23 protein-coding genes are annotated in these 25,843 nt (G+C 35.6%); 21 read left to right on the plus strand and 2 right to left on the minus strand.

The features are described from left to right. Window positions 1-157: 157 nt before the first annotated feature. The 14 genes from FA707_RS04935 (at window position 158) to FA707_RS05000 (ending at window position 14,140) form a co-directional block, all read left to right on the plus strand. On the plus strand, window positions 158-547 hold the full coding sequence (locus FA707_RS04935) for a GntR family transcriptional regulator (protein ID WP_246032351.1): 390 nt from the start codon (window positions 158-160) through the stop codon (window positions 545-547). After that, window positions 537-1,445, plus strand: a complete 909-nt coding sequence (locus tag FA707_RS04940; protein ID WP_136953182.1) for an ATP-binding cassette domain-containing protein — start codon at window positions 537-539, stop codon at window positions 1,443-1,445. Before FA707_RS04935 ends, FA707_RS04940 begins: the two co-directional genes overlap by 11 nt. After that, complete coding sequence (locus FA707_RS04945) at window positions 1,438-2,640, plus strand: hypothetical protein (protein ID WP_136953183.1); 1,203 nt, start codon at window positions 1,438-1,440, stop codon at window positions 2,638-2,640. The genes FA707_RS04940 and FA707_RS04945 overlap by 8 nt, the downstream gene beginning before the upstream one ends. A gap of 122 nt (window positions 2,641-2,762) precedes the next feature. Continuing rightward, window positions 2,763-4,310 carry an ABC transporter permease gene (locus FA707_RS04950; protein WP_136953184.1) on the plus strand — a complete coding sequence of 516 codons (1,548 nt, stop codon included), beginning with the start codon at window positions 2,763-2,765 and terminating at the stop codon, window positions 4,308-4,310. Between the two features lie 12 nt (window positions 4,311-4,322). Beyond that, window positions 4,323-4,997, plus strand: coding sequence for an ABC transporter ATP-binding protein (locus tag FA707_RS04955; RefSeq protein ID WP_136953185.1), 675 nt, complete (start codon window positions 4,323-4,325; stop codon window positions 4,995-4,997). After that, window positions 4,990-6,483, plus strand: coding sequence for a PASTA domain-containing protein (locus FA707_RS04960; protein ID WP_136953186.1), 1,494 nt, complete (start codon window positions 4,990-4,992; stop codon window positions 6,481-6,483). The genes FA707_RS04955 and FA707_RS04960 overlap by 8 nt, the downstream gene beginning before the upstream one ends. Window positions 6,484-6,705: 222 nt before the next feature. Further along, window positions 6,706-8,544 (plus strand): DNA primase, encoded by a 1,839-nt coding sequence (gene dnaG, locus FA707_RS04965; RefSeq protein ID WP_136953187.1) that lies wholly within the window; start codon window positions 6,706-6,708, stop codon window positions 8,542-8,544. Between the two features lie 22 nt (window positions 8,545-8,566). Next, the gene (gene rpoD / locus FA707_RS04970; RefSeq protein ID WP_136953188.1) at window positions 8,567-9,676 is read left to right on the plus strand and encodes an RNA polymerase sigma factor RpoD; all 1,110 of its coding nucleotides are present in this window, start codon (window positions 8,567-8,569) and stop codon (window positions 9,674-9,676) included. 87 nt (window positions 9,677-9,763) lie between these two features. After that, window positions 9,764-10,498 (plus strand): type I 3-dehydroquinate dehydratase, encoded by a 735-nt coding sequence (gene aroD / locus FA707_RS04975; protein WP_136953189.1) that lies wholly within the window; start codon window positions 9,764-9,766, stop codon window positions 10,496-10,498. 75 nt (window positions 10,499-10,573) lie between these two features. After that, window positions 10,574-11,272: a tRNA (adenine(22)-N(1))-methyltransferase gene (locus tag FA707_RS04980; protein ID WP_136953190.1), complete on the plus strand. Its 699-nt coding sequence runs from the start codon at window positions 10,574-10,576 to the stop codon at window positions 11,270-11,272. Next, on the plus strand, window positions 11,273-12,076 hold the full coding sequence (locus tag FA707_RS04985; protein ID WP_136953191.1) for a Nif3-like dinuclear metal center hexameric protein: 804 nt from the start codon (window positions 11,273-11,275) through the stop codon (window positions 12,074-12,076). A gap of 21 nt (window positions 12,077-12,097) precedes the next feature. Beyond that, window positions 12,098-13,336, plus strand: a complete 1,239-nt coding sequence (gene pepT / locus FA707_RS04990) for a peptidase T (protein WP_136953192.1) — start codon at window positions 12,098-12,100, stop codon at window positions 13,334-13,336. 1 nt (window position 13,337) lies between these two features. After that, window positions 13,338-13,613 carry a DUF1294 domain-containing protein gene (locus FA707_RS04995; protein ID WP_136953193.1) on the plus strand — a complete coding sequence of 92 codons (276 nt, stop codon included), beginning with the start codon at window positions 13,338-13,340 and terminating at the stop codon, window positions 13,611-13,613. Window positions 13,614-13,678: 65 nt separating this feature from the next. Continuing rightward, entirely contained in the window at window positions 13,679-14,140 is a 462-nt protein-coding gene (locus FA707_RS05000; protein ID WP_246032352.1) for a hypothetical protein, read from the plus strand. Window positions 14,141-14,186: 46 nt separating this feature from the next. Here FA707_RS05000 and FA707_RS05005 read toward each other — a convergent pair whose 3' ends face one another. Further along, window positions 14,187-16,610, minus strand: coding sequence for a transglycosylase domain-containing protein (locus tag FA707_RS05005; protein WP_136953194.1), 2,424 nt, complete (start codon window positions 16,608-16,610; stop codon window positions 14,187-14,189). A gap of 155 nt (window positions 16,611-16,765) precedes the next feature. Here FA707_RS05005 and FA707_RS05010 point away from each other — a divergent pair, with 155 nt between their 5' ends. The 6 genes from FA707_RS05010 to FA707_RS05035 all read left to right on the plus strand — a co-directional run bounded on the left by FA707_RS05010 (window position 16,766) and on the right by FA707_RS05035 (window position 23,302). Next, window positions 16,766-17,491 (plus strand): HAD family hydrolase, encoded by a 726-nt coding sequence (locus FA707_RS05010; RefSeq protein WP_136953195.1) that lies wholly within the window; start codon window positions 16,766-16,768, stop codon window positions 17,489-17,491. A gap of 259 nt (window positions 17,492-17,750) precedes the next feature. Then, the gene (locus FA707_RS05015; protein WP_168177355.1) at window positions 17,751-18,299 is read left to right on the plus strand and encodes a tryptophan transporter; all 549 of its coding nucleotides are present in this window, start codon (window positions 17,751-17,753) and stop codon (window positions 18,297-18,299) included. Window positions 18,300-18,435: 136 nt separating this feature from the next. Then, a complete protein-coding gene (locus tag FA707_RS05020) occupies window positions 18,436-19,320 on the plus strand; it encodes a deoxyribonuclease IV (protein ID WP_136953197.1) in 885 nt (294 codons plus the stop codon). Window positions 19,321-19,421: 101 nt separating this feature from the next. Continuing rightward, window positions 19,422-19,649, plus strand: coding sequence for a YneF family protein (locus FA707_RS05025; RefSeq protein WP_135254757.1), 228 nt, complete (start codon window positions 19,422-19,424; stop codon window positions 19,647-19,649). A 120-nt stretch (window positions 19,650-19,769) separates the two neighbouring features. Continuing rightward, the gene (locus tag FA707_RS05030; RefSeq protein ID WP_136953198.1) at window positions 19,770-21,521 is read left to right on the plus strand and encodes an ABC transporter ATP-binding protein; all 1,752 of its coding nucleotides are present in this window, start codon (window positions 19,770-19,772) and stop codon (window positions 21,519-21,521) included. Continuing rightward, window positions 21,521-23,302 (plus strand): ABC transporter ATP-binding protein, encoded by a 1,782-nt coding sequence (locus tag FA707_RS05035; RefSeq protein WP_136953199.1) that lies wholly within the window; start codon window positions 21,521-21,523, stop codon window positions 23,300-23,302. Before FA707_RS05030 ends, FA707_RS05035 begins: the two co-directional genes overlap by 1 nt. Window positions 23,303-23,368: 66 nt before the next feature. On the opposite strand, the gene FA707_RS05040 is transcribed toward FA707_RS05035, so the two are convergent. After that, entirely contained in the window at window positions 23,369-24,715 is a 1,347-nt protein-coding gene (locus tag FA707_RS05040) for an MATE family efflux transporter (RefSeq protein WP_136953200.1), read from the minus strand. 157 nt (window positions 24,716-24,872) lie between these two features. On the opposite strand from FA707_RS05040, the gene trxB reads away from it, so the two are divergent. Next, window positions 24,873-25,790 (plus strand): thioredoxin-disulfide reductase, encoded by a 918-nt coding sequence (gene trxB / locus FA707_RS05045; protein WP_136953201.1) that lies wholly within the window; start codon window positions 24,873-24,875, stop codon window positions 25,788-25,790. Window positions 25,791-25,843 lie beyond the last annotated feature (53 nt).

Genomic DNA, 25,843 nt, shown 5'->3' on the forward strand with positions numbered 1-25,843 from the left:
TTTTGATTATTTAATTACTAGTTTATTCAATGAAATTAAGGTCTTTAAGGTGGTTGTCTGTTATTTATTCTTCCTCCTTGTAGATTATAATTGACAGTATCAAGTGTATTAGTTAATATAGTACACATAGAACAGTTGGTTGAAAGGAGGAAGAAACGTGCAATTAGATAAGATGAGCCGAAAACCTTTGTATGAACAAGTCGTTTATGGCATAAAACAAGATATCTTATTAGGGATTATAGAGGCAGATGAAAAGTTACCGTCTGTTAGAGAACTGGCAAGTCAATTATTAATTAATCCTAATACCATTAGTAAGGCGTATAAACAACTAGAAGCTGAAGGGGTTATTATGACAATCCGTGGTAAAGGGACATTTGTTGCGAGACAAGAAACGGCGCAACGAGATGAACGTAAAGTTGAAAGTATTAAGGCTAAAATGAAAGAAGTCGTTATTGAAGCGATTTATCAAAATGTTGAAGAAACCGAATTAATCTCTTGGATAAAGGACATTGTGAGTGAGAATGGAGGAATGAGAAATGAAGGTTGAACATTTAAGTAAAGAAATTGATCAACGTCTAATTATAGATGATATAAGTTTTGAATTAAAAAGGGGAGAAATTGTTGGCCTGATTGGACGTAATGGGGAAGGAAAAACAACCCTCTTTCGCTTATTAGCGAATCACTATAATAAAACAGCTGGTAATGTGTTTATCAATGAAGAGAACATTGACCGCCATCGCGATTTATATAGTCAGCTATTTTATATTGATAGTCAATATCATAGCTTAAACGGTATGTCGCCTTTACAAATTTCTAAAATGTATCAAGAACTTTATCCGATGTTTGAAGCTGATAGATTTAAGAACTTGGTTGTAAGAAATGAATTGCCGTTAACGAAAACTTACCGAACTTATTCAAAAGGGATGCAGGGATTACTACAAATTATTTTAGCTATTTGTACGAATGCCAATTATATATTGCTTGACGAACCCTTAGACGGTTTAGACTTTTATGTCAAAAAACAAGCTCTGCAATTGTTATTATCAGAAGTTGCAGATCATCAAAAAACGTTATTAATTAGTTCGCATAATTTAGAAGAATTAGAATATATAATCGATCGGGCGTTAATTATTAAAGCGGGTCGTTTAGTGAAAGATTACCATCTTGATGAAGTAAAAGAAGCGGTGAAGAAAGTTCAGATGATTTTTCCGAATAACGAATTACCTAGTTTTGTGACCGAACACGCGATGATTATTGAGCGTAGAGGGAAAGTGAGTGTCGGTATTTTTGCTGAATTAACGGATGAGATTTTAAAAGAGATTTCTAAATATCAACCTATTTTATTCGAAGAGTTACCGATTAGTCTAGAAGATGTGGTCGCTTCTCAAGTTTTAGATGAAGCAGAATTAAATAAGTCACAGCAGGGAGGAACGTCAAATGAATAAATCGTTAATAAAGATTGTCTGGCAACGTCATAAATGGATACTAATTGCTGGATTAGTAGTGATTATAGGTAGTTATATGCAATCATTGACAACTCAGTATACTAGCTGGAAAAGTCAGCATGATTATTATTATTCAAAAGAATACAAAGAGATGTTTGAGGAAGAAGTAAAAAATAACTTAGCAGAAGGCTATGACGGGGCGATTTACTATGTGGGTGATGAGATGGAGGAACGCTACACCCAAGATTTTGATGTTTATCAAGCCAATGATTTAGAGACTATGCGCATATTTGAGGACGACCATAATGTTTACGGAATTAGCTACTATAGCTATTTTTTCTATAGTTTACTATCGTTGGTGACAATATTCTTTGGATTAGCCGTGTTTCTATTTGACAATAATGGTAATTTTAATCAAACATTATTTTCTTCACGTTTTACTAGAAAACAAATTTTTTGGACCAAACTTAGCCTATTTAGCTTAGTGTTTTTTATCGCTCATATTATCGGAACGTTTATCTATCTAACAGGGATGTATAGCTTAATTCCAAATGATATGATGGGGGCAAGTATCACTGAACTATTGCCTAGTGTCATCGCAACTATTTTAGTGGGAGGCTGTTATTTCTTTGTTTCTGTTTTAGGCGGTGTGATAATGGGACAATGGCTATTTGCGGTCCCAACAGTGATGGTATTTCTATTGTCTACTGAGTACTTTGCTAGTACGATTAAAGAGTGGTTAATTGTGTTTAGTGGTCAGTACGATGCTTACTATAATGGTTATGATTATGATGAGTTATCTCAAAAGTATCATTTGTCTTCTTGGGTTACGAGCTATGGGAAAGGCGACGTGCCAATGTCCCAATGGTTAATGATGGGAGCGATTATGATAGTCTGTGTTGCAGCTAGCTATTGGTTATTTAAACGTTTATCAACTGATAATGTTCATCAATATATTGCCTTTGATTTCTTAAAGAAACCAGTTTTAATAACAGCGATGGTCTATATTTTCTTTAGTGTTTTTTCAATTCCTTTCTTTGCGACAGTCGTTTATGAGAAGTTAGGAGCTGTGATGGCGATGATGGGAATCATGTTGGTCACTATGGCGATGTTTTATATCGTTTTCTACTTGTTGATATATCGTCAATTCCCTTTTAGTAAAAATGAAAAAATTTTTGAATTAAAAGTTAAATAATGAGTTATTTATTGAGTACGGAGTAAATCTTCGTACTTTTTTTGAAAAAACAGTATAAAAAAAGTAGATTTTTTATATGAATATTGATATATTAAGTATAATTTAAAAAAGGAGGATTATGTATGGGGTATTTACAAAGAGCTTGGGCAAGTGTAACAAGAAAAAAAGGCAAATCATTCATCTTGTTTGCGGTCATTTTTATTTTAGGAAATGTGATTGCGGGAGCAATTGCTATTCAACAAGCTACGAGTAATGTTGAAAAAAACATCAAAAAATCTTTGAGTGCTAGCGCAACACTCACAGTTGATTATGAAAAATTAGAAAAGGCTAGTGAAGATTTTGATTACGAGAGTTTAAAATCTCAAGACTTGAAGGTGATTAATCAAATTGGTGAATTACCACAAGTTGACTATATGGATTATACGCTTCAAGATTACCAACAAGTGAAAAAAATCAAAACAATCAGCTCGGAAAATATGGGTGGAATGGATGGTTTAAACTATAAAGGTGGGAATCAACCAGGAATTAGTGATATTAAAAAAGGTTTAGTAGAGCTAAAGGATGGCCGTGTTTTTGATGAGAACGAAATTGAAAACGGTAAACAAGTCGGATTGATTTCAAAAGAACTAGCGAAAGCCAATAATTTAAAAGTAGGAGATAAATTTGTCATTGAACAATTACAAGATTTTTCATGGCTTGATGATGTCACGTCTTCAGATTCAGAAGATATGGAAGAAGATGGAACGGGTATGCCAACGATAACTAATGAAAACAGCGTTAATGTTAATTTTTTGATTGAAATTATTGGTTTATTTGATTTAGTTGATAAATCCAAAGATAAACCCAGAACGCAAAATCAAGAGGATCAATTTGCCTCTGAAATGCAGAAAACAGAACTTCAAAACACTGTTTATTTACCAAATAATACGATGAAGAAAAATACGCGCCAAATTGCTGAAGCTGTGAAAAAACAAAATCCTAGTTTTTTCGAAAATATGTATGGTGATAGTTCATTCGATGAGATTGAAAAAGAATATTCATTTGGGCAACCTTTTTACATGTTGAAATCACCTGAAGAGGCTGAAAGTTTCAGAGAAGACGCGCAAGCGCTTTTAACAAAATATGATAAGGTAGTCTTGTCGACAGATCAATATGATGATGTTGCAGGTCCATTGAATCAGATGTCTAAATTATCAACCATTGTGTTATGGGTAGCTATCGGTGCTTCTATTGTGATAGTTAGTTTAGTGGTGCTATTGTTCTTACGCGATCGCAAACATGAATTGGGTGTTTATTTATCAATGGGTGAAAAGCGTGGAAAAGTGATTGGTCAAATAGTTGTTGAGGTTTTAACGATCGCGATTATAGCCTTAAGTGCTTCAGTAGTAACAGGGAACTTTGTTGCGAGTTCAGTTTCGGATTCAATGATTGCAGCAAATGTGAAAAAAGAAAATGAAAAAGCGCAAGATGGCTTTACGATGGACTATGAATATCAAGCGTTAGGTGCAACGGCGATTAGCCAAGAGGAAGTGTTAGACGCTTATCAAGTGAAGTTAACACCTAAATTTGTTGGCTTATTTTATGGCGTTGGTTTAGTGACGATTCTATTGTCTGTCTTGGTCCCACTACTGTATATTGTACGCTTAAATCCGAAGAAAATTTTAATGTAGGAGGGAAAAGGAATGGCGATTTTAGAAGCGAAACATATTAATTATTTTTATCAAGATGGCGACCAGTTACGTTATATTTTGAAAGATACGACGATTGGCTTTGAGAAAGGGACTTTCTATGCGATTGTGGGACAGTCTGGTTCTGGTAAGACAACTTTTCTCTCGTTATTAAGTGCGTTAGAAGAACCTAAAGAAGGATCGGTCTATTTTGAAGGCAAGGATATTAAAGAAATTGGCTATGAAAATTATCGTCGTGACAATATAAGTATTATTTTTCAAAGTTATAATCTGATTCCTTATTTAACGGCGGTTGAAAATGTGTTAGTTAACATGTCAATTACTGATAATGAGATGCCCGGAGATGAGCGTGAAATTGCCTATAATTTATTAGACTATATCGGATTAGATCGTGCTAAAGCAGATCGTCAGGTCAATCAATTATCTGGTGGGGAACAGCAACGTGTAGCAATTGCGCGTTCTTTATCTACGAATGTCGATGTTATTTTAGCCGATGAACCAACCGGAAATCTAGATGAAGGAAAAGAAGAAGAAATTATTGAGATTTTTAAAGAATTGGCTCATAAACATGGTAAGTGCGTAATTGTTGTGACTCACTCAAGCGAAATTGCTGAACAAGCGGACGCATCAATTACGCTCCGTAAGGGAGGCTTAACATTCAATGAGTGATTTTTTATCAAATTTTACTAACGATAATTACGAAAACAAACAAGCTGAAAAAAAGACTGAATCTAAGATTAATCCTGAGCAAACAAATGAAAAATCATCAAATGATGAGGAAGTTCTAGAAGAATCGCAAAAAAATCAAGCGAATGAGATGGAAACATTGCACCGAGAAGCAGATGATATCGAAGCAAAACAAAAGGAATTTTCTGAAAAACTGCCTCACTTTGATGAAGAAACCCAAACGATGACTGACCCGTCTTATGGCAAAAAACAATTACGTAAGAAGATTATTATTGGAACCTCGAGTTTGGTGGCAATTGGGTTAATCGTTTTTGGTTATCATCGAATGACAACCGTTAAAGTGCCTGATTTTGTTGGTAAACAAGTGAGTGACGTTCGTGAGTGGGGTGTTGATACAGGCGTAAAAATTACACCAGAACAAGTCTATGATTTTGATGAAGAAATTAATTCTGTCATTAAACAAAATCAAACACCTGGTGAACGTATGAAGAAAAAACAAAAGTTAGTAGTTTATACAAGTTTAGGTCCTGATCCCGAACAGTTAATTAAATTACCTAAGTTTGAAGAAATGACCTTAACTCAAGCTCAGGAATGGATTACAGAACAAAAGGCCGAGAACGTGACTATTACTGAAGAGTACAATGATAAAATTGAAAAAAATAAATTAGTGAAGCAAGAATTTTCTCAAAAAGATTTTGATGCCTCTAAGTATAAACGTGAAGATCAGATGATTTTAACTTATTCAAAAGGTAAGGAAGTTTTTGAAAAAAATATTGCTATGCCAGACTTTGTTAAAACAGATAAAAGCAAACTTGATGAGTGGATAAAAGCTAATCAAATTAAGGCGGATATTAAATGGGTAGATGCAGACTTAGCTAAAGGTAAGGTAGTATCACAAAGTATCGAACCTAAAGTTAAGGTAGCTAAACGTGATAACATAGCGTTCACTATTTCAAAAGGCAAGGCGATTATTGTCCCAAATTTTGTAGAGTACAACAAAAACAATATTGATGAAATTTCTGGTTTAACTGTACAGGTGAAAGAGCAGTTTTCAGATGCGGTGGCGTTTGGCGGGTTAATTTCGCAATCAGCTGAAGCAGGGAAAAAATATTACGAAGGCGATGAGATACCGCCTGTTACGGTTGTTTATTCAGCAGGCCAACCTTACTTGCGTTCTTATATAGGTGAATTGGAAGGCGATTTAGCTGAACGATTTTTCAATGATTATCGTTCAAAAGGGGCAGATATTACTTATACAACTTATCGCATGGCTTCTAGTGAACCAAAAGGAACTGTTGTAAAAATGAGTACGTATAATGAATTTGTTCCGACAACATATAGTGTTTCAATAGGAATAAGTGATGGTACCTTAACAGTTGAAGAACCGAAAGCTAATACAAAATTAACAGAAGAGGATACGCTATCGTCTGACACTTCAGTAGATGAAATTGAGAAAGAATCGGAATAAGTGGTAGGTTCGATAAAAAAATATTACGAAAAGAGTAAATTATTAGATAATTTGCTCTTTTTTATACTATATCTAAAAATTCGGGATAATTCTTTTGTTATATCAAGGAATTGTGCTATAATAGATTATGTAAATTTATGTTCGCAAAAGTTCGCGCTAGGTTAACTTAGGGCGATTTTTAATCGAATGAAATTTGAATAAGTGACAGAGGGTGAAAAGAAGTTGAGCAGAATACCACAAGAAGTACTTGATGAAATTAGACATCAGGTGAACATTGTCGATGTCGTTGGCCAATATGTTCAACTCAAGAAATCGGGTAAAAATTATTTTGGTTTATGCCCATTTCATGATGAAAAATCCCCTTCTTTTTCAGTAGCAGAAGATAAGCAAATTTTTCATTGCTTTGGTTGTGGTAAAGGGGGCAACGTATTTCAATTCGTTCAAGAAGTTGATGGTGTGTCCTTTGTAGAGTCAGTTGAAAAAGTAGCAGAAACCAGTCATGTGCAAATTAATTATCAATTTCAACCAGAGATGTCTGTTAATGAAACAGTCCAAAAACGCAAATTTGATACATTAATCGAGATGCACGAAAAAGCTGCAACACTTTATCAACATGTCTTACTAAAAACCAAAGTGGGAGAACCAGCGTTAGATTATCTGTATCAACGTGGGTTAACTGATGAACAAATAGAGCATTTTGGCATTGGGTTTGCACCAACTGAGAATAGTTTGTTACGTCGTGTTTTTGAAAATGATGGCTATAGTGAAGAAATGCTTGCCGCCTCAGGATTAATGTCTCAACGAGATAATGGTGAATTTTTTGACCGCTTTTTCGGACGGATTATGTTTCCTATCAGAAACAATCAAGGGAAATTAGTTGCTTTTTCAGGAAGGTTATTTGACCAATATTTATTAGATCAAAAGAAAAGTCCTAAATATCTAAACAGTCCCGAAACCGAAATTTTCAATAAGCGTCAAGTGCTGTACAACTTTCATGAAGCTCGTAAAGTAGGTCGCAAGGAAAATGAATTGGTTCTTTTTGAAGGGTTTATGGATGTGATTGCTGCTTACAATGCAGGAATAAAAAATGGTGTTGCTTCAATGGGAACCAGCTTAACTAGTGAGCAAATTAATACGCTGCAACGTACAGTTAGTCAAGTACTAGTCTGTTATGACGGCGACAATGCAGGTAAAGAAGCCAGTTTCCGAGCGATGAATGTGATTAATGATCATTCAGCATTAGATATTAGTTTAGTCTTATTACCGGAGCGTATGGACCCAGACGAATTTATTCAGAAGTATGGCCCAGAACGCTTTGTTAATTTATTAAAGAATCATCGTGAATCACCATTTACTTTTAAATTAGAGTACTATAAACAAAATAAAAATTTAGATAACGAACTAGACCGTCTAGAGTATCTTGAGACCATGGTTCGTGAATTGTTGTCAGTTAATTCGGTTATTGAACGAGAAGTTTATATTAAGCAATTGGCGGATGATTTTGATGTTTCAGTGGAAGCAATACAAGCTGAAATCCAAAAAGGCCTGACAAATCAAGCTCAGGTTCGACAAAATCGTCGTCGTGAGATAGCTCAGGCTGAACTTGTTGTGCCCCAAGTACAACAAGTACCCAAACTATCTTTAGCTGAAAAAACCGAACAGATGCTATTGTTTCGTATTTTACATGAGACAGGTGTGGCATCTTCAATTAAGAATTTATCGGATTTTCAATTTATCCACACAGAGTATCAGCAGATTTTTGAAATTTATCAAGAATATATGCTGTTACACGGAGAATTTTTGGAAGCTGATTTTTTAAACGCATTAACCGATGACACATTAAAAAATAAATTAATTCAAATTAGTTATTTAGAAATGTCAGAAGAAAGTAGTCAGCAAGAAATTAATGATTATGTTCGAACGATAAAAAAAGCTAGTTTGGAGCAATTGAAACAAGAAAAGTTGATGCAACAAAAAGAAGCATCACGCATGGGTAATAAGGAATTAGAACTTCAATTAACGATTGAGATTATTAATATCCAAAAGTTACTTAAGGATTAGAATATATTAGGGGGCATGGTCCATGGCAAACCAAAATGAAACAAAAAAGGTAACGTATAACCAAGCAGTTACCGCGTTAATTAGCGAATACAAAGCAAAAGGGTCAATCTTATATGATGAGTTGACTGATAAAATTGCGACGCCTTATGAATTAGGTGATAAAGGAATGGACAACTTAATTCAACGTGTGGAAGACCAAGGGATTAGCGTGGTTGATGAGGATGGCGAACCAGCAAAAAGAAGTTTACAAAATGAAGATGAAATCGACCAAACAGAGGAAGATTTATCTGCCCCAGCTGGCGTTAAAATTAACGACCCTGTACGTATGTATTTAAAAGAAATTGGGCGTGTTGATTTGTTAACAGCGCAAGAAGAAATAGATTTAGCACTACGTATTGTCGATGGTGACCAAGAAGCGAAACAAAAATTAGCGGAAGCTAACTTACGTTTAGTTGTAAGTATCGCAAAACGTTACGTGGGTCGTGGTATGCAATTCTTAGACTTGATTCAAGAAGGAAACATGGGTCTAATGAAAGCTGTAGAAAAATTTGACCATACTAAAGGGTTTAAGTTCTCTACTTATGCAACATGGTGGATTCGTCAAGCGATAACACGTGCGATTGCCGACCAAGCAAGAACGATTCGTATTCCAGTTCATATGGTGGAAACTATCAACAAATTAATTCGTATTCAACGTCAATTATTACAAGACCTAGGACGCGAACCTACACCGGAAGAAATCGGTGCTGAAATGGACTTACCAACTGAAAAAGTTCGTGAGATTCTTAAAATTTCTCAAGAACCTGTTTCATTAGAGACACCAATTGGTGAGGAAGATGATTCACATTTAGGTGATTTCATCGAGGACCAAGATGCAACAAGTCCAGCTGAACATGCAGCGTATGAAATGTTAAAAGAACAATTAGAAAACGTCTTAGATCAATTAACAGATCGTGAAGAAAATGTTTTACGTTTACGTTTCGGTTTAGACGACGGCCGTACACGTACGCTTGAAGAAGTGGGGAAAGTCTTCGGCGTAACACGTGAACGTATTCGTCAGATTGAAGCCAAAGCGTTAAGAAAATTACGTCACCCTTCACGTTCAAAACAATTAAAAGACTTTTTAGAGTAGACATAATATTAAGGGTGTGACGACAATCGTTACACCCTTTTTTAGTAGATAAGTACGATAATTTGTAAGAAAGAAGAAGTGAGACAAATGAAAGTAACTAACTTGTTTGTTAAAACTGACGGTAACATATGCGTGCCGTTAGTTGGTAGAACGCGCGATGACATTCTTCAACAGTTACCACAAATTGTTGACGTGCGACCAGATTTAATTGAATGGCGTCTAGATTATTATGAAAACTATCAAGTGATTAAGGAAGTAGCGGAGCTCTTGTCAGATATCCGATTACAATGGGGAAATCGTCCTCTTTTGTTCACGCTTCGTACTAAGAATGAGGGAGGGCAGGCTGAGATATCGCCAGAAGATTATCTGTCTATTCTTATTCAGTATGTTACCCAGCTAGACCTCGACTTACTTGATATTGAAATGATGTCAGTAACAGATGCTAGCGAGCTAAAGGCAGTATTAAAAAATAAAAACACAACCCCTGTCATTAGTTACCACAATTTCTATGAAATATTGACTGAAGGGTCTACAATTAATTTGTTGAAACAAATGAAGACAGATTATCCAGACGCAATATACAAATGTGCCCAAATGCCCAAAACATTTGAAGAGGTTCTAATGATCATGGCAGTAGGAAAAAAAATTGGAAGTAAGCAACCATTAATTATGGTTGCCATGGGAGAACTAGGTAAAATAACTCGCGTTTTAACGAAATCAATGCATAATCTCGTGACGTTTGCTTCAGTCACACAAAGTTCTGCTCCGGGACAGCTTGAAATTCACATTTTACGTGACTTGATGGCTCAATTAAATCATTAAAAAACCTAGACCTCGACGTTTTAGTTGATAGATTATGGTATAATTAAACAATATTATTCAGAAAGTAGTGAAAGTATGAATGAACAAAAATTATCAAAAAGGTTAGAAAGAGTAGCGAGTTTTGTTCCTAAAGACGCCATTGTAGCGGATATTGGATCAGATCATGCCTATCTACCGGCTTGGTTATATTTAAATCATAAAATTAAAAAAGCCATTGCGGGCGAAGTGGTTGAAGGTCCATATAATTCAGCTAAATCACTTGTAGCTTCTCTCGGATTAGAAGAACATATTTCTGTTCGATTAGCAGATGGGTTGGAAGTATTAAAGGCAGAAGATGGTGTAACAGCGATTACGATTTGTGGAATGGGAGGCACGTTAATTCGTGACATCCTGATTCGAGGAAAAGCAAAAGGTCATTTATCTGGTAAGGAACGCCTAATTTTACAACCTAATGTCGGTGAACCGACTCTAAGACGTTGGTTACAAGCTGAAGGCTATCAAATTTTACGTGAAGATATTTTAGAAGAAGATGAAAAAATTTATGAAATTATAGTGGCGGAGAAAACTGGTGAAACTACCAATTATGATGAACGAACCTTGTTTTTTGGCCCATTTTTAGGTGAACAAAAGGGTGAAGTATTTGCTCAAAAATGGCAACAACAATTAGAAAAATATCGCTATATTTTGGCTAGCATGGAGAAAGCTGAACAAGTCGATTCAGCAAAAGTGACGGAAGTAAAAGAGAAAATAAGTTGGATTGAAGAGGTGATTTAAATGTTAGCAACAACGTTTATTGAGCGATTTGAACAGCATTTTCCCCTTAATATGGCAGAAGCAGGAGATCCTGTTGGCTTACATGTCGGGACTTTGAATAAAGAAATTAAACGAGTGATGATAACCTTGGATGTCCGTCCAGAAGTCGTGGCGGAAGCTATTGCTAAAGAAGTCGACTTATTGGTTGCAAAACACCCACCAATTTTTAGACCACTGAAGGATTTAGTTATTGATGCACCACAGCAACAAATGTATGCTGATTTGTTGAGACATGATATTGCGGTTTATGCAGCTCATACTAATATGGATATTGTCCATGATGGTTTAAATGACTGGTTTTGTGAACTGCTTGAGATTGAAAATACAACGTATATCACCAAAACTCATGAGATTGATGGGGAATCTTTTGGTATTGGTCGTGTCGGGGATTTACCTACTCCGATAACTTTAGAAAACTTTGTTTATCAAGTAAAGGAGACGTTTGCTCTAGATGGTCTTCGATTAATTAGTCATTCACCAGAAAAAATGATTCAACGTGTGGCTATTTGTGGCGGTAGTGGCGAAAAGTTTTATCGTGATGCACAAGCAGCTGGTGCGGATGTTTATATTACAGGTGATGTTTATTATCATACAGCTCATGATATGATAGCTGATGGTTTTTCAGTTATTGACGCGGGTCATTACATTGAATCTTTATGCAAAGAAAAAATAGTTTCTCTATGTAATGAGTGGAAAAAGGCGTATAATTGGGATGTAGAAATTATTGAGTCAATGGAAAATACAAACCCATTTACTTATTATTAAAATTTAAGGAGTTGTCGTTAAATGTATGAAAATTTAGTGCCTCGTTTTATTAATTATGTAAAAAAAGAAACTCGTTCTGATCATACGAGTCAAACAGTTCCTTCAACATCAAGTCAAATTGAATTTGCGCATATGTTAGAAGCGGAATTAAAAGAGTTAGGAATGACAAATGTTAAATATAACGAATCAAATGGCTTTGTAACAGCTGAACTACCAAGTAATACAGATAAAGCTGATGTACGTAGTATTGGTTTTATTGCGCATATGGATACGGCTGACTTTAACGCAGTTAATGTTAACCCACAATTCGTAGAAAATTATGATGGCGTTTCAGATATCACATTAGGTGACAGCAAATATAAATTAACAGTAAAAGATTTCCCTAATTTAGCAAATTACACAGGTCAAACGTTAATTACAACGGACGGCACAACGTTATTAGGTGCTGATGATAAATCTGGTATTGCTGAAATTATGACAGCAATGGAAATTTTAATCAATAATCCAGATATTAAACACGGAAAAGTTAAAGTGGCTTTTGGACCAGATGAAGAAATCGGAGTAGGTGCAGACCGTTTTGACGTTGAAGATTTCGATGTTGATTTTGCCTATACAATGGATGGTGGTCCAGTAGGCGAATTAAACTATGAAACGTTTAGTGCTGCTCAAGCTAATATTACGATTCATGGGAAAAATGTTCATCCAGGTACAGCTAAAAATACCATGATAAATGCTTTATCTTTAGCGATTGCCTTTGATAATCAGTTACCAGCGGATGAACGTCCACAGTTTACTGAAGGTTATGAAGGATTCTTCCATTTAATGGAATTATCTGGTAATGAAGAAGAAGCTAAAATGAGCTATATTATTCGTGATCATAAGCGCGAAAAATTTGAAGCACGTAAAGCTTTGATTACGGAAATTCAATCAAGAATGAATGCAGTTTTCGATGAAGAGCGTATTTTGGTAGAAATGTATGACCAATACTACAATATGGGTGAAATTATCGAAAAAGATATGAGCATTATCGAATTAGCAAAAGAAGCAATGGTTGAAGTAGGCATTGAACCTAAAGTTGAACCTGTTCGTGGTGGTACAGACGGCTCTAAAATTTCTTATATGGGATTACCTACACCTAATATTTTTGCGGGTGGCGAAAATATGCACGGACGTTTTGAATTTGTCGCAGTAGAAAGTATGCAAACAGCGACAGACGTTATCGTTGGTATCATCAAATTAAACGAGCAAAAGGCAGTTTAATATGAGTACAGGAATTTTAGTCTATTTAATCGCGGCTAACGTGTATGTTTTTTTCTTGATGTGGCTTGATTATCACCAAGAAAAAACGGGTAAAAAAGAATGGCCAGTTTCTGAATGGCAAATGATGACAATTGGCTTGTGCGGTGGCGGGTTAGGTGGCGCACTAGCCATGATTATCTTGGGTCATAAAGAAAATCGTAAACGCGTAAAAATTATTTATTCACTAGGTTTGATTATTGCCGTCATTTTGTTTGCTAAAATGATAGGTTGGATTTAATATAATGGGGCAATGAGCTGGAAATATAGGCTTTTCTAGTTCATTGCTTTTTTTGAAAGGAAAGAATGATGCTAACATTTGATGAGAAAAAACAAATTATTGAAGAATTTAAAGAATTACAAGCTCAGCCAGTTTCAATGAATCGCATTAACTATCACTATCCCGAAAGCGCAGTTGATCGTACGGTTGTGGTAAAATACCTTCATCCGAAAAGTCACAATGCGTTTGTGTATGCAGGGTATCTACCAGCTGATGAGACTAATGACGGTTATATTTCTGTTAGAGACGCTTCAGCTGAAGAATTACGTCGATTAATTCAACTTGGTATTGAGGAATTACGTAAAACATTAGACGGTTTTGAAGAAGGTTATGAAGAAGAATGGCAGGATGAACGAGGGGATATTTTACGCCTACGTTATGTAAATCCAGTATGGGCCGTTGTCATGCAGTCGGAATCAATTGAGGCTATTTTTAAAACGAAAGAAGCTGCAGAGAGTTACTTAGAAGATGAGGGCTTCTTTTATTAAATAAGAGTAAACAAAAAAACTTCCTAATTTTAGGAAGTTTTTTTGTTTACTCTTCGTCTTTGTCATCGTCATCATCTGATTTTTTATCTTCATCAGTTTTTTGATCGGTGTTAGTTTTTTTCTTTTCTGTCGTAGTTGTCTTTGGTTTTTTAGTGGATTCAGTCCAGTATTTGTTGTAGTTTTCGGTTGTACCGCCTACACCAAATTCATAACTTGGGCTAGAAGGTTGATTGCCTTCTGAATAATATGAAGTGACAGATTTTCCAGGTGTGTAATAATTACGATTATTATACTGGAAAGAACCAATTGTTGTACCTGTTTTATCAGAAACTTGATAGCTTTGTACAGAATCATCAAGACTAAAGGTTTCATTAGTTTTGAAGACATCAGGTTTTGCCTGATACGCTGCTAAAGCGATATGCGCCCATAATGTCATGTTGTTTTGACCAAAAGTATAAGGCATATTGACATTGTTGGGGTTATCAGTATTTGACTTACCAATCCAAGAGCTTAAGGTCACTCCTGGTGTAGAAGCAGTAAACCAAAAGTCACGGTCGTTTTCCGATGTCCCGGTTTTACCTACCCAATCAGCATAAGCAAGGTCACCATACAAGGTACTTTTTGCTGTTGTTCCGGTACCACTTGTTAAGACATCACGCATCAAATTGTTCATGATTGACGCAGTCGAACGTTTATATACTTGTACAGGGTTGTTTTTATGTTCGTAGATAACTTTTCCAGTAGAATCTGTAATCTTCTGAATTACATAACCTTCGAGATATTCACCGTGGTTGGCTAAGGTTTGATAGGCATTTGTTTGTTCAATAACACTCATACCATAATCCATCGCACCAAGTGGAATCGATTCACGTATAAATTCATCTGATCCCATGTCAATGTTCATTTTGTCAAAATACTCTTCTGGATTAATTTTATTTAATAATTCTTGATATAAGTTTACGACAGTAATGTTTCCAGAGTTTTTAAGAGCGTCTCTAACAGATATAAAGGATTCACTCGATTTTTTACCATAGTTGGTTAATTCAACATCACTAGAGTTCCCTTTATAATTACGTTTAAAGTCAGGGAGCATGGTTTCACTACCGATTAGTCCGACATCAATCGCTGGCGCATAAGCTAAAATTGGTTTCATAGTTGAACCAGGAGAACGCTTGGTTTGGAATGCATGGTTATTTTGATTTTCTGAGTAATCTAGACCTCCGACAAAACCTAAAACTTTACCCGTCGCATTTTCCATTAAGACGCTACCGTTTTGAATTTGATTACCTGACCAGTCATTAATTAACCATTCATTATTTTGAACCGCTTGATTCATGGCAACATAGACATCTTTATCTATGGTTGTTTCAATCGTGTATCCTTTACGACGAATATCTCTCTCAGCAAGTGTATAGTATCGATTATAGAGATTTTCATCGTTCTCAACGTCCTTACTTGTCAATTCATCCGCTTCATAATAGAGTTTCATTAATGTTTTTATGGCTTCTGATTCGACTAAATAGTATAAGTAGCCACGTTCATCTTCTTCGTTAACTTCTTGTTTTAGAAAATCTTTTTTGATGTCATATTTCTTTGCTGTTTCGTAATCTTCCTTAGAAATCAGTTTTTCACGATGCATATTTGCTAATACTTGTTGTTGGCGTTCAATGCCTAAACTAAGGTCTTCTTTTAATTCCCCTGTATTGGTGTAAGGGGAGTAAACAATTGGACTTTGTGGTAAACCAGCGATATAGGCAGCTTGTGGAAGCGTGACGTCTTTGGCTTTAACACCAAACAATCCTTGTGCTGCTTCTTCAACGCCGGCTATGTTTTCTCCTTTATTATTACGACCGAACGGAGAAACATTGAGATAAGCTGTTAATATTTCATCTTTTGATAATTCGTCCTCAACTTTTAACGCATATAAAATTTCATTGGCTTTACGTGAAAAACTTAACTCGTTAGTTAAAAGTTGTTGTTTCACTAACTGTTGGGTAATCGTTGAACCTCCTGATTGTCCGCCTAGTCCTGTAACATCGGAAATCATTGCTCGGATTAAAGCCTTGGGAACGATGCCCTTATGGATGTTAAAGTATTCATCTTCGGTTGAAATTAATGCCTCTTTAATTAGAGGAGAAATTTCATCTTGATTGATTCTTGTTCGCACAATGTCAGACCTTAAATCAGCTATTTTCTGACCACCAGCAAAATTAATATGCGAAACGAGTTCGATATTGTTGATGGCTTTGACTAATTCTTTTTTTTCAGGAATTCTAGTGGTTTCAGTCAAGTTGGTAAAATAACCTAAGACGATACCCGCTCCTAATGAACCGCCAAGAATTAGCAACGCAAGTAGTAGATAAATCCCTGACTTGATTACTTCCATGGATACGATACCTCCAAAGAGCAAGTTGTCTTTAAGCGTGTGTTTATCATTTGATCGACGTTTATTTTCTTTTTTCAGTGTCATCACCTCATTAATCTACAATCATTCATAATTATAGCAAAAAACGTACGTACTTCATAGTTTAATCGGTTTACTTTAATTGAATTGAAATATAATGTATACTTTCAGAAGAAGACATGAATATTTTCATAAAAAGTGATGAAAGGTAGTTTTTACAAATGATTTTTTTTGATTTAGATGATACATTGTATGACCAAATGGCACCATTTAAGAAAGCCTATGAGCAAGTTTTTGTGGAGGAAAAATACCAAACAATCGACTTAATTGAGTTGTTTGAACATCGTCAAAAATATAGTATAGAAGCTTACACACTTTTTACCCAAGGTGAATTAACGAAACTTGAAATGTTTAGTTATCGTTTATGCCGATCGTTTGAAGCGATGGATGTGAAGATTACAGACGAACAAGCGCTAGCTTTCCAAGAAGCTTATCAAGGATTTCAAGGTAAAATTGAACTCGATCAAGAAATGGTAAAAGTACTGGACTATTGTACCGCTAATGCTATTCCAATTGGCATTTTAAGTAATGGTGAAGAGCAACATCAATGGAAAAAAATCAAACATTTAAATTTAGAAAAATGGTTTACTAAAGAAAATATTTTCGTTTCAGGGGCTATAGGATTTGATAAACCTGATCGTCGTATTTTTGAACATGTTAGGACATGTATGCAGTTAGAAGAGCATGAGTTATGCTTAATCGGTGATAATTTTGAAAATGATGTGGTGGGTGCATCAGGGGCGGGTTGGCAAACGGTCTTCTTGAATAAGTATCGCCTTGATACCACAGATTTAACTCAACCAAACGTTGAAATTACTAAAAGTAAAGAACTATTACCTTTAATTGATGAAATTGTTACCTTTGACAAAGTCATTATGACATGGTAAGGTGTAATCAATATATTTGAGAGGAGCGATAACATGTACAATAGTCATTCAGTTTTAACTAATACGATGAATTTATTAAACTGGCAAAGATACTATTGTATGTATGGCTTCTGAACTGAACCCATAGATACAATTTTAGAGTACTTTCTAAAACGTGTATCTATGCCAATTCGAACGAAAGCATAGAGCAATCTATGCTTTTTTTGTTTTTTTAGAAAGTACTCATATGGTCAAAAAAATGAATGTGAGGAAAATTTCTATGAATACAACAAAACAACTAACCAAAATGCTAACACTAACACCAATTTTAATCGTCTTAGGTCAAATTTTAACGTTAATTACACCTAGTCTTTTTGGATTAATTCGTCCTGACTTTGCGTTAGTCTTCTTATTTCTGTGTGTGATAATCAATCCAACCTTTAAACAAGTGATGATAGCTAGCTTATTAACGGTCGGCTTATCTTTACTAGCAGGGGCTAATCCCTTATTTTTAATGCCATCTTTGATAGACCGTTTATTGTCTGCTATGTGCTGCTTACTAATGTTCAAGTTATTGAAGGGGAAAAATATGGCACAAAATACGACCTCGGTTAGTCTGATTATTTTTATATCTACTTTAGTCAGTGGCATCGCCTATTTGTTTAGTGTCTTTATGATTGGAAGTATGATTGGTATGCAAGAATTGTTGATAATTTTTAAAATGGGACTATCATTGTTAATTATTACAGTGGGGGCAACGGCTGTTATTAATTTCTTTTTTGCTAAATTCATCTTAAAAATATTTAAATTAGTCACGCATTCAGCCTAGTTTTATCTTCCCAACACCTTAATAATGTAAAAAGTCCAATAAATGAGTTAAAAAGGCTTGAATTTAAGCAATTAGATTGTTATCTTGTCAAAAAAAACATACAATTATTAAGATGATAATTTTAGGGGGAAGATAGATGTTAATAGGATCACATGTAAGTATGAGTGGCAAAGCAATGTTATTAGGTGCAGCTCAGGAAGCGGCTAGTTATAATGCTAGTACGTTTATGATATATACTGGTGCACCACAGAACACACGCCGTAAAGCGGTAGAAGAAATGAATATTGAAAAAGGTCAGTTGATGATGAAAGAGGCTGGGTTGAGCCATATGGTCGTTCATGCGCCTTACATTATTAACTTAGGCAATACAACGAAGCCAGAAAATTTCCCGTTTGCTGTGCAATTTTTAAAAGATGAAATTATGCGTTCTGAAGCATTAGGGGGTACACAAATTACCATGCATCCAGGTGCTCACGTAGGCGCAGGAGTGGATGCTGGCATTAATCAAATAATTAAAGGGTTGAATGAGGTCTTAACCAAAGAACAAATCCCACAAATCGCTTTAGAGACAATGGCGGGTAAGGGAACTGAATTAGGTCGTTCTTTTGAAGAGATTGCTCGTATTATTGAAGGTGTTGAATTAAATGAGAAATTATCAGTTACTTTAGATACGTGTCATATTCATGATGCAGGTTATGATGTTACTGATTTTGATGCGGTTTTAACAGAATTTGATAAAATCATCGGGTTAGATCGTCTAAAAGTAATTCATGTCAATGATTCAAAAAATGTTCGTGGAGCTGGTAAAGACCGACATGCGAATATTGGTTTTGGTGAGATAGGTTTTGAGGCATTAAATCGCATTGTTCATCACGAGGCATTAAAGGATTTACCAAAAATCCTAGAAACGCCATATGTTGGTGAAGATAAAAAGACAGCAAAAGCACCTTATAAGCATGAAATTGAAATGTTTAGAGCCCAAAAATTTAATCCGAATCTGTTGGAAGACATACAAAAATAACAAATTTGTTTAAAAACATAAAATAACCTTTTCAAAATGCTATTCTTTTAGTAGAATTAGTAATTGAGAGAACGAATCTAAAGATGAAAGGGGCGATTTAAATGGGTACAGGATGGGTAATTTTAATTGCTATTATAGCGTTATTAGCTGGTTTAGTCGGCGGCTTCTTCATCGCAAAAAAATATATGGAAGATTACTTACAAAAAAATCCACCAGTCAACGAAGAATTATTACGTTCTTTAATGGCACAAATGGGACAAAAACCTTCTGAAAAGAAAATCCGTCAAATGATGGCTTCTATGAAAAACCAAAATCAGAAGAAAAAATAGGATTTGATAAGTTCAATTCGTATGCGAAAAAGCGAGCGCTTGTAAACGGGCGTTCGCTTTTTATTTTTTAATGTGAAGCTCGTATCAAAGCAGTATTACGGAATTATTAGGAGGTGCAACATGCAAATTTTTAAAAAGTTAGGCTGGTTTTTCAAGCAAGAGAAAAAAGCTTACTTCTGGGGTGTTTTATCATTAATTATCGTCGCACTTTTACAAATTTTAACCCCAAGAATTATCGGTTTGGTTGTCAATGAAGTCAACAATAAGACATTGACGAAAGAAAAGTTATTATTATATGTAGGCGTGGTGTTCTTCGGCGGAATATGTCAGTATATTTTACGATTTATCTGGCGTACTAACATCTGGGGGAGTGCCGCTCGTTTAGAAAAAACTTTGAGAAAACGTTTGTTCCATCACTTTACTTCAATGGACCAAGTCTTTTTCCAAAAAAATCGTACAGGCGATTTAATGGCACATGCGACCAATGACTTGAATGCCATTCAAAACGTGGCTGGAGCAGGTGTTTTGACTCTTGTCGATTCACTGTTAAATGGTGGGATTACTATCGTAGCTATGTGTTTATTGATTGATTGGCGATTAACGTTGATTGTATTAATTCCATTACCATTACTAGGCCTAATGTCACGCGTTTTGGGAACTAAAATGCATGATGCGTTTAAAGAGTCTCAAGAAGCGTTTTCAATGATTAATGATAAAACACAAGAAAGTATCACAGGGGTTAAAGTAATCAAAACGTTCGGGCAAGAAGCAGAAGACATTACAGAATTTTCGGAAAAAATTGATTACGCAATTGGTAAACAAAATCGCGTAAACTTTATCGATTCATTATTTGATCCGCTAATTACCATTATTATCGGCTTATCGTATGTTTTAACGTTATCAGCTGGCGGTTACTTTGTGTCCAAAGGTATTATCCAAGTTGGGGATATGGTGTCAATGTTTGCTTATATCTCGATGCTTGTTTGGCCAATGTTTGCTATTGGTCGTTTGTTCAATGTATTAGAGCGCGGAAGTGCTAGTTACGACCGAATTCAAGAATTGTTAAAAGAAACCTCACAAATTCATGAAAAAGACAACGCGATTACTACACCAGCCAAGGGTGATTTAGCATTTTATATTGCCTCATTTACTTATGATGGTGATGAAAAATCAAGTCTTGATAATGTTCATTTCTTATTAAAAGAAGGCAACACATTGGGCTTAGTCGGTAAAACAGGTGCTGGTAAAACAACGATTTTAAAATTATTATTACGTGAGTTTGACCATTTTGATGGTGAAATTAAGATGGGTGGCGAGTCATTAGCTGATTATTCATTAGACGCTTTATTATCATCCATCGGTTATGTGCCACAAGATAATTTCTTGTTCTCAATGACGGTTCGTGATAACATTCGTTTTGCAAAACCTGAAGCGACTCAGGAAGAGGTCGAAGAAGTAGCCAGAATGACGGCTATTCACGATGATATTTTGGGATTCCCTGAAGGATACGATACGATGGTAGGCGAACGTGGAGTGTCTCTTTCTGGTGGGCAAAAACAACGTATTTCAATTGCGCGTGCCTTACTAGTTAATCCAGAGTTGTTGATTCTAGATGATTCACTATCAGCAGTTGATGCCAAAACGGAAGAAGCAATTCTTTCGAATTTAAAGGCTACTCGTCAAAATAAAACAACAATTATTGCGGCACACCGTTTAAGTAGTGTGATGCATGCGCAAGAAATATTAGTGATTGACGAAGGAACAGTGAGTGAACGTGGCACGCATGAATCACTTGAAGCTGAAGGTGGCTGGTATGCAGATATGTACGAGCGTCAACAGTTAGAAGCAAAAATTGAAGGAGGGGTTGAGTAATGGCTGAGCATCAATCAGAATGGACAAAATCGATGTCGACTAAAGAACAGTATCAGGTTGTGAAACGGATGATCCGTTATACTAAGCCATATTGGCACTTATTTATTCCTTCAATTATTTTGTCGCTAGTGTTAGCGGCGGTCAATATGGTGTTACCAAGAATTATTCAACAATTTATCGATAATTATCTAAAAGTTGGCAATACGGGCTTAAACATTTTCTTCTTTTTTGCAATGTTATATTTTGCAACGGTCCTTGTTAAAGCAGTTATTTGGTTTTTCCAATACAGCTTATATTTAAAAGGAGCTGTTAGAACGTCGCAAAGTATCCGTTTAGCCTTATATAAGAAGGTACAATCATTAGGTATGCGCTACTTTGACCAAACACCAGCTGGTTCGATTGTCTCACGTGTGACCAATGATACGGAGACCTTAGTGGACTTCTGGTTTGTTTTTCAAAGTGTAATTACCGGTGTCTTTGGGATTATTTCAGGGATTATCGCGATGTGGTTACTAAGCCCAGACTTGACCTTGAAGATTGTCTGGTTCATCCCGTTACTACTGGTTATTATTTGGTATTATCAAAAATTCAGTTCACGTGTTTATCGTCAAATGCGTGAAAAATTAAGCCAGTTGAATACGAAATTAAATGAATCGATTTCAGGTATGTCAATTATTCAACAATTTAGACAAGAAAAACGTCTAGAAGCTGAATTTGAAGCAATTAATGACGATTACTTACAAACAAAAACAGCGATGATTAAAACCAATTCATTATTATTAGCGCCAGTTATCAACTTATTAGTCGCGTTATCGACTGCTTTAGTGTTGTATTATTTTGGTAACTTGTCATTGAATCAGTTAATTGATATCGGGATAATTTATGCCTTTATTACGTATGTTCAGACATTCTTTCAACCAATGATTAATATGATGGACTTCTTGAGTGTTTTCCAAGATGGGATTGTCGCAAGTAGTCGGATTTTAAAAATTATGGATCATGAGGAATTAGCGCCGCAACAAAATCAAGAAGCAGATGCTAAAATTACCCAAGGGAAAGTCGAGTTTCGTAACGTTAGCTTTGCTTATGACGGGGAACATCAAGTTTTAAAAAATATTAGTTTTGTGGCTAATCCTGGTGAAACCGTGGCTTTAGTTGGACATACGGGTAGTGGGAAAAGCTCTATTATTAATGTTTTAATGCGTTTTTATGAGTTTTATGACGGCGAAATTTTGATTGATGATCGAGATATTCGTGATTATCCGATGTCTGAATTACGAGATAAATTAGGGTTAGTTTTACAAGAAGCCTTTATGTTCTATGGTGACATTAAGAGTAATATCCGTTTGCTAGATAAAAGTATTACGGATGAACAAATTGTTGAGGCAGCTAAGTTTGTTCAAGCAGATAAATTTATTGAGTCGCTACCAGATGGTTATGATTCAAAAGTCATTGAGCGTGGGGCTAGCTACTCTAGTGGGCAACGACAATTATTATCGTTTGCAAGAACTATAGTAACGGATCCTAAAATCTTAGTATTAGATGAAGCTACGGCTAATATTGATACGGAGACAGAAGGGTTGATTCAAGAAGGCCTACAACGTATGCGTAAAGGTCGAACAACGATTGCGATTGCCCACCGGTTATCAACGATTAAAGATGCAAATTTAATTTTAGTGTTAGATAAAGGACGTATTGTAGAGCGAGGGAATCATGACGAGTTAATCGAACATGGTGGCTTGTATTATGATATGTATCAATTGCAACAAAAAGGTGAATAATATATAAGAAAAGGATGTGGCCAGTGTTTTGGCTACATCCTTTTTTAGTCATTAAGTGATTGCGTGTTAGACAACATTTTTATTTCGCCAGTGACCAGATTGCCAACGTTTTGACATTGCAATAGAGCGTAGCCCCTCATCAATAGTGTAAGCTAACCAAACCCCAACTAAGCCCCATTTAAAAACAATAGCGAGTAAATAAGAAAATGGGAGACTGATGACCCATAATGCAATCAAACTACAAATCAGAGGGAATTTAACATCACCTGCTGCATTGAGTGCACTGACTAAAATCATATTAATTGCACGACCAGTTTCTAGGGCGATATCAATCAATAATATGATCTTAGAAATCTGAATAATTTCTTGGTTGTCGGTAAAAATCCCCATAAATTGTTCAGCAAAAAGATAAACGATGAATGAAAAAACAATGGTGATTATCGTTCCAAGTACCGCACTGCGTTTTGCACGATCAAAGGCGTTATCATAGTCTTTTGCACCTACAAAACGTCCCACCATAATTTGGTTACCTTGTGCAATAGCGCTTGCGGTAATATAGACAAATTGGGTAATGGTTTGTACGTAAGACTTTGCGATTAAATATGATTGACCAAGTGTTGCCACGATGATGGTGACGACAATTTGTGACGCTTGATAAGATAATGATTCTCCAGAAGAAGGTAAGCCTAATTTGAAAATTTTTCCTAAATAGCTTTTTGAAAACTTCAATGGGTTATTCTTTAATACGTTATAACCAACACATTGATTTAATAAATATAGCGAAATAATTAACCCTATGGTATTAGCTATAGCACTCGACATACCTAAGCCTTTTACGCCGAGATGCGGGAAACCAAACGGGCTGAATAAAGCAAAATAATTTCCTATAACCGCTAAAATTGTTGAAACCAATGGGATAATCAACGCAGGTTTTGTTTGTCCATGACTTCTTAAAACAGCGATGACAACTGCGGTTAGAGCAGAAACAATCAAACTCCCACCGAAAAATTGTAAATAGTCTTTCCCAATTTCTACTATATTAACTGGTAAGTTCATAAAGACTAATAATTGCTTTGAAAAGAAAATAAATGTCAAACTAATCAATAACCCCATGATAAAAGCACCAAAAAGGCCAGTTTGAATGACTTTATTAATTTTGTGATGCTCTTTAGCCCCGATTAATTGGGCGATAATAATTTGTGTGCCGACTGTTACAAAACCGTAAATAAAAACGGTTAAGTTGATTAATTGGTTAGACGAGCTAACCGCAGCCACTGCTGGCTCAGAATAACCAGAAATCATTAGGACGTTGATATTTCCAATAATCACACGTAAAAACAATTCAACTAAAATAGGCCAACTTAATAGTAGTAACTCTCGGTCACTACGAGTTGGTGATAAATAACGTAACATAAGCCCCTCCTTTTATTTATTATCTTCATTTTAGACTACCTTCACTTAATGTCAATTAACTTTTAAACAAATTTGAAAAAAACAAAAGGGTAGACAAAATGCTGATAAGTGAGTAAAGTAAAGGGAGGAAAATTGATAGAGAAGAGGGAATGAAATTATGTATGATGTAGTCATTATTGGAGCAGGTCCTGGTGGGATGACCGCTGCTTTATACGCCTCTCGTGCGGATTTAAAAGTGTTAGTTTTAGAACGAGGTATCTACGGTGGTCAAATGCAGAATACTGCTGAGGTAGAAAATTATCCAGGTATGGGCATGATTAGCGGCCCAGAACTATCTGAAAAAATGTATCAAGATTCAAATAACTTCGGTGCCGAGCATGCTTATGGGTATGTAACAGGTATTGAAGTAAATGAAACATATAAAACAGTTGTCACAGAAGACAATCGCTATGAAACAAAAACTGTGATCATTGCAACAGGAGCAGAACATCGTAAATTAGGTGCCCCTGGTGAAGATGAGTTTGCTGGTCGAGGGGTTTCATATTGTGCGGTTTGTGATGGAGCATTTTTCCGTAATCAACATTTAGCTGTTATCGGTGGTGGGGACTCCGCGGTTGAAGAGGGAGCTTATTTAACACAAATGGCTTCTAAAGTGACAGTTGTTCACCGTCGTGATGCGTTACGTGCGCAAAAGATTTTACAAGACCGAGCGTTCAAGAACGAAAAAATGGCTTTCGAATGGAACAAAACGGTTGAAACCATCGAGGGTGATGACAACAAGGTAAAAGCACTACAATTGGTCGACACTCAAACTGGTGAAAAATCGACGTTAGAAGTTGACGGTGTTTTCATTTATGTCGGTTTAGTGCCAATCACAGAAAACTTCAGTAATTTAGGTATTACTGATGAAGAAGGTTGGATTGTGACGAACGAAAAAATGGAAACCTCTGTCCCAGGTATTTATGCGATTGGTGATGTGAGAAAAACAATTTTACGTCAGATCACCACAGCTGTAGGCGATGGTAGTATCGCTGGACAAGAAGTTTATAAATATATTGAATCATTAAATGACTAATTATTCATAGTTAAAGGAGAGGTAACCTAGTTATCTCTCCTTTTTTCGTTTCA

This window comes from Vagococcus zengguangii, assembly GCF_005145005.1.
Lineage (GTDB): Bacteria > Bacillota > Bacilli > Lactobacillales > Vagococcaceae > Vagococcus_A > Vagococcus_A zengguangii.

Bases quoted from the DNA above. Each gene is read 5' to 3' on its own strand.
- FA707_RS05020 (WP_136953197.1), top strand. From the start codon at position 18,436: ATGTTAATAGGATCACATGTAAGTATGAGTGGCAAAGCAATGTTATTA.
- trxB (WP_136953201.1), top strand. From the start codon at position 24,873: ATGTATGATGTAGTCATTATTGGAGCAGGTCCTGGTGGGATGACCGCT.
- FA707_RS04955 (WP_136953185.1), top strand. From the start codon at position 4,323: ATGGCGATTTTAGAAGCGAAACATATTAATTATTTTTATCAAGATGGC.
- aroD (WP_136953189.1), top strand. From the start codon at position 9,764: ATGAAAGTAACTAACTTGTTTGTTAAAACTGACGGTAACATATGCGTG.
- FA707_RS05005 (WP_136953194.1), bottom strand. From the start codon at position 16,610: ATGACACTGAAAAAAGAAAATAAACGTCGATCAAATGATAAACACACG.
- FA707_RS05010 (WP_136953195.1), top strand. From the start codon at position 16,766: ATGATTTTTTTTGATTTAGATGATACATTGTATGACCAAATGGCACCA.
- pepT (WP_136953192.1), top strand. From the start codon at position 12,098: ATGTATGAAAATTTAGTGCCTCGTTTTATTAATTATGTAAAAAAAGAA.
- FA707_RS04980 (WP_136953190.1), top strand. From the start codon at position 10,574: ATGAATGAACAAAAATTATCAAAAAGGTTAGAAAGAGTAGCGAGTTTT.
- FA707_RS04995 (WP_136953193.1), top strand. From the start codon at position 13,338: ATGAGTACAGGAATTTTAGTCTATTTAATCGCGGCTAACGTGTATGTT.
- FA707_RS04940 (WP_136953182.1), top strand. From the start codon at position 537: ATGAAGGTTGAACATTTAAGTAAAGAAATTGATCAACGTCTAATTATA.
- FA707_RS05000 (WP_246032352.1), top strand. From the start codon at position 13,679: ATGATGCTAACATTTGATGAGAAAAAACAAATTATTGAAGAATTTAAA.
- FA707_RS04950 (WP_136953184.1), top strand. From the start codon at position 2,763: ATGGGGTATTTACAAAGAGCTTGGGCAAGTGTAACAAGAAAAAAAGGC.
- FA707_RS04960 (WP_136953186.1), top strand. From the start codon at position 4,990: ATGAGTGATTTTTTATCAAATTTTACTAACGATAATTACGAAAACAAA.
- FA707_RS05025 (WP_135254757.1), top strand. From the start codon at position 19,422: ATGGGTACAGGATGGGTAATTTTAATTGCTATTATAGCGTTATTAGCT.
- FA707_RS04945 (WP_136953183.1), top strand. From the start codon at position 1,438: ATGAATAAATCGTTAATAAAGATTGTCTGGCAACGTCATAAATGGATA.
- FA707_RS05035 (WP_136953199.1), top strand. From the start codon at position 21,521: ATGGCTGAGCATCAATCAGAATGGACAAAATCGATGTCGACTAAAGAA.
- FA707_RS05030 (WP_136953198.1), top strand. From the start codon at position 19,770: ATGCAAATTTTTAAAAAGTTAGGCTGGTTTTTCAAGCAAGAGAAAAAA.
- FA707_RS05015 (WP_168177355.1), top strand. From the start codon at position 17,751: ATGAATACAACAAAACAACTAACCAAAATGCTAACACTAACACCAATT.
- FA707_RS04985 (WP_136953191.1), top strand. From the start codon at position 11,273: ATGTTAGCAACAACGTTTATTGAGCGATTTGAACAGCATTTTCCCCTT.
- rpoD (WP_136953188.1), top strand. From the start codon at position 8,567: ATGGCAAACCAAAATGAAACAAAAAAGGTAACGTATAACCAAGCAGTT.
- FA707_RS05040 (WP_136953200.1), bottom strand. From the start codon at position 24,715: ATGTTACGTTATTTATCACCAACTCGTAGTGACCGAGAGTTACTACTA.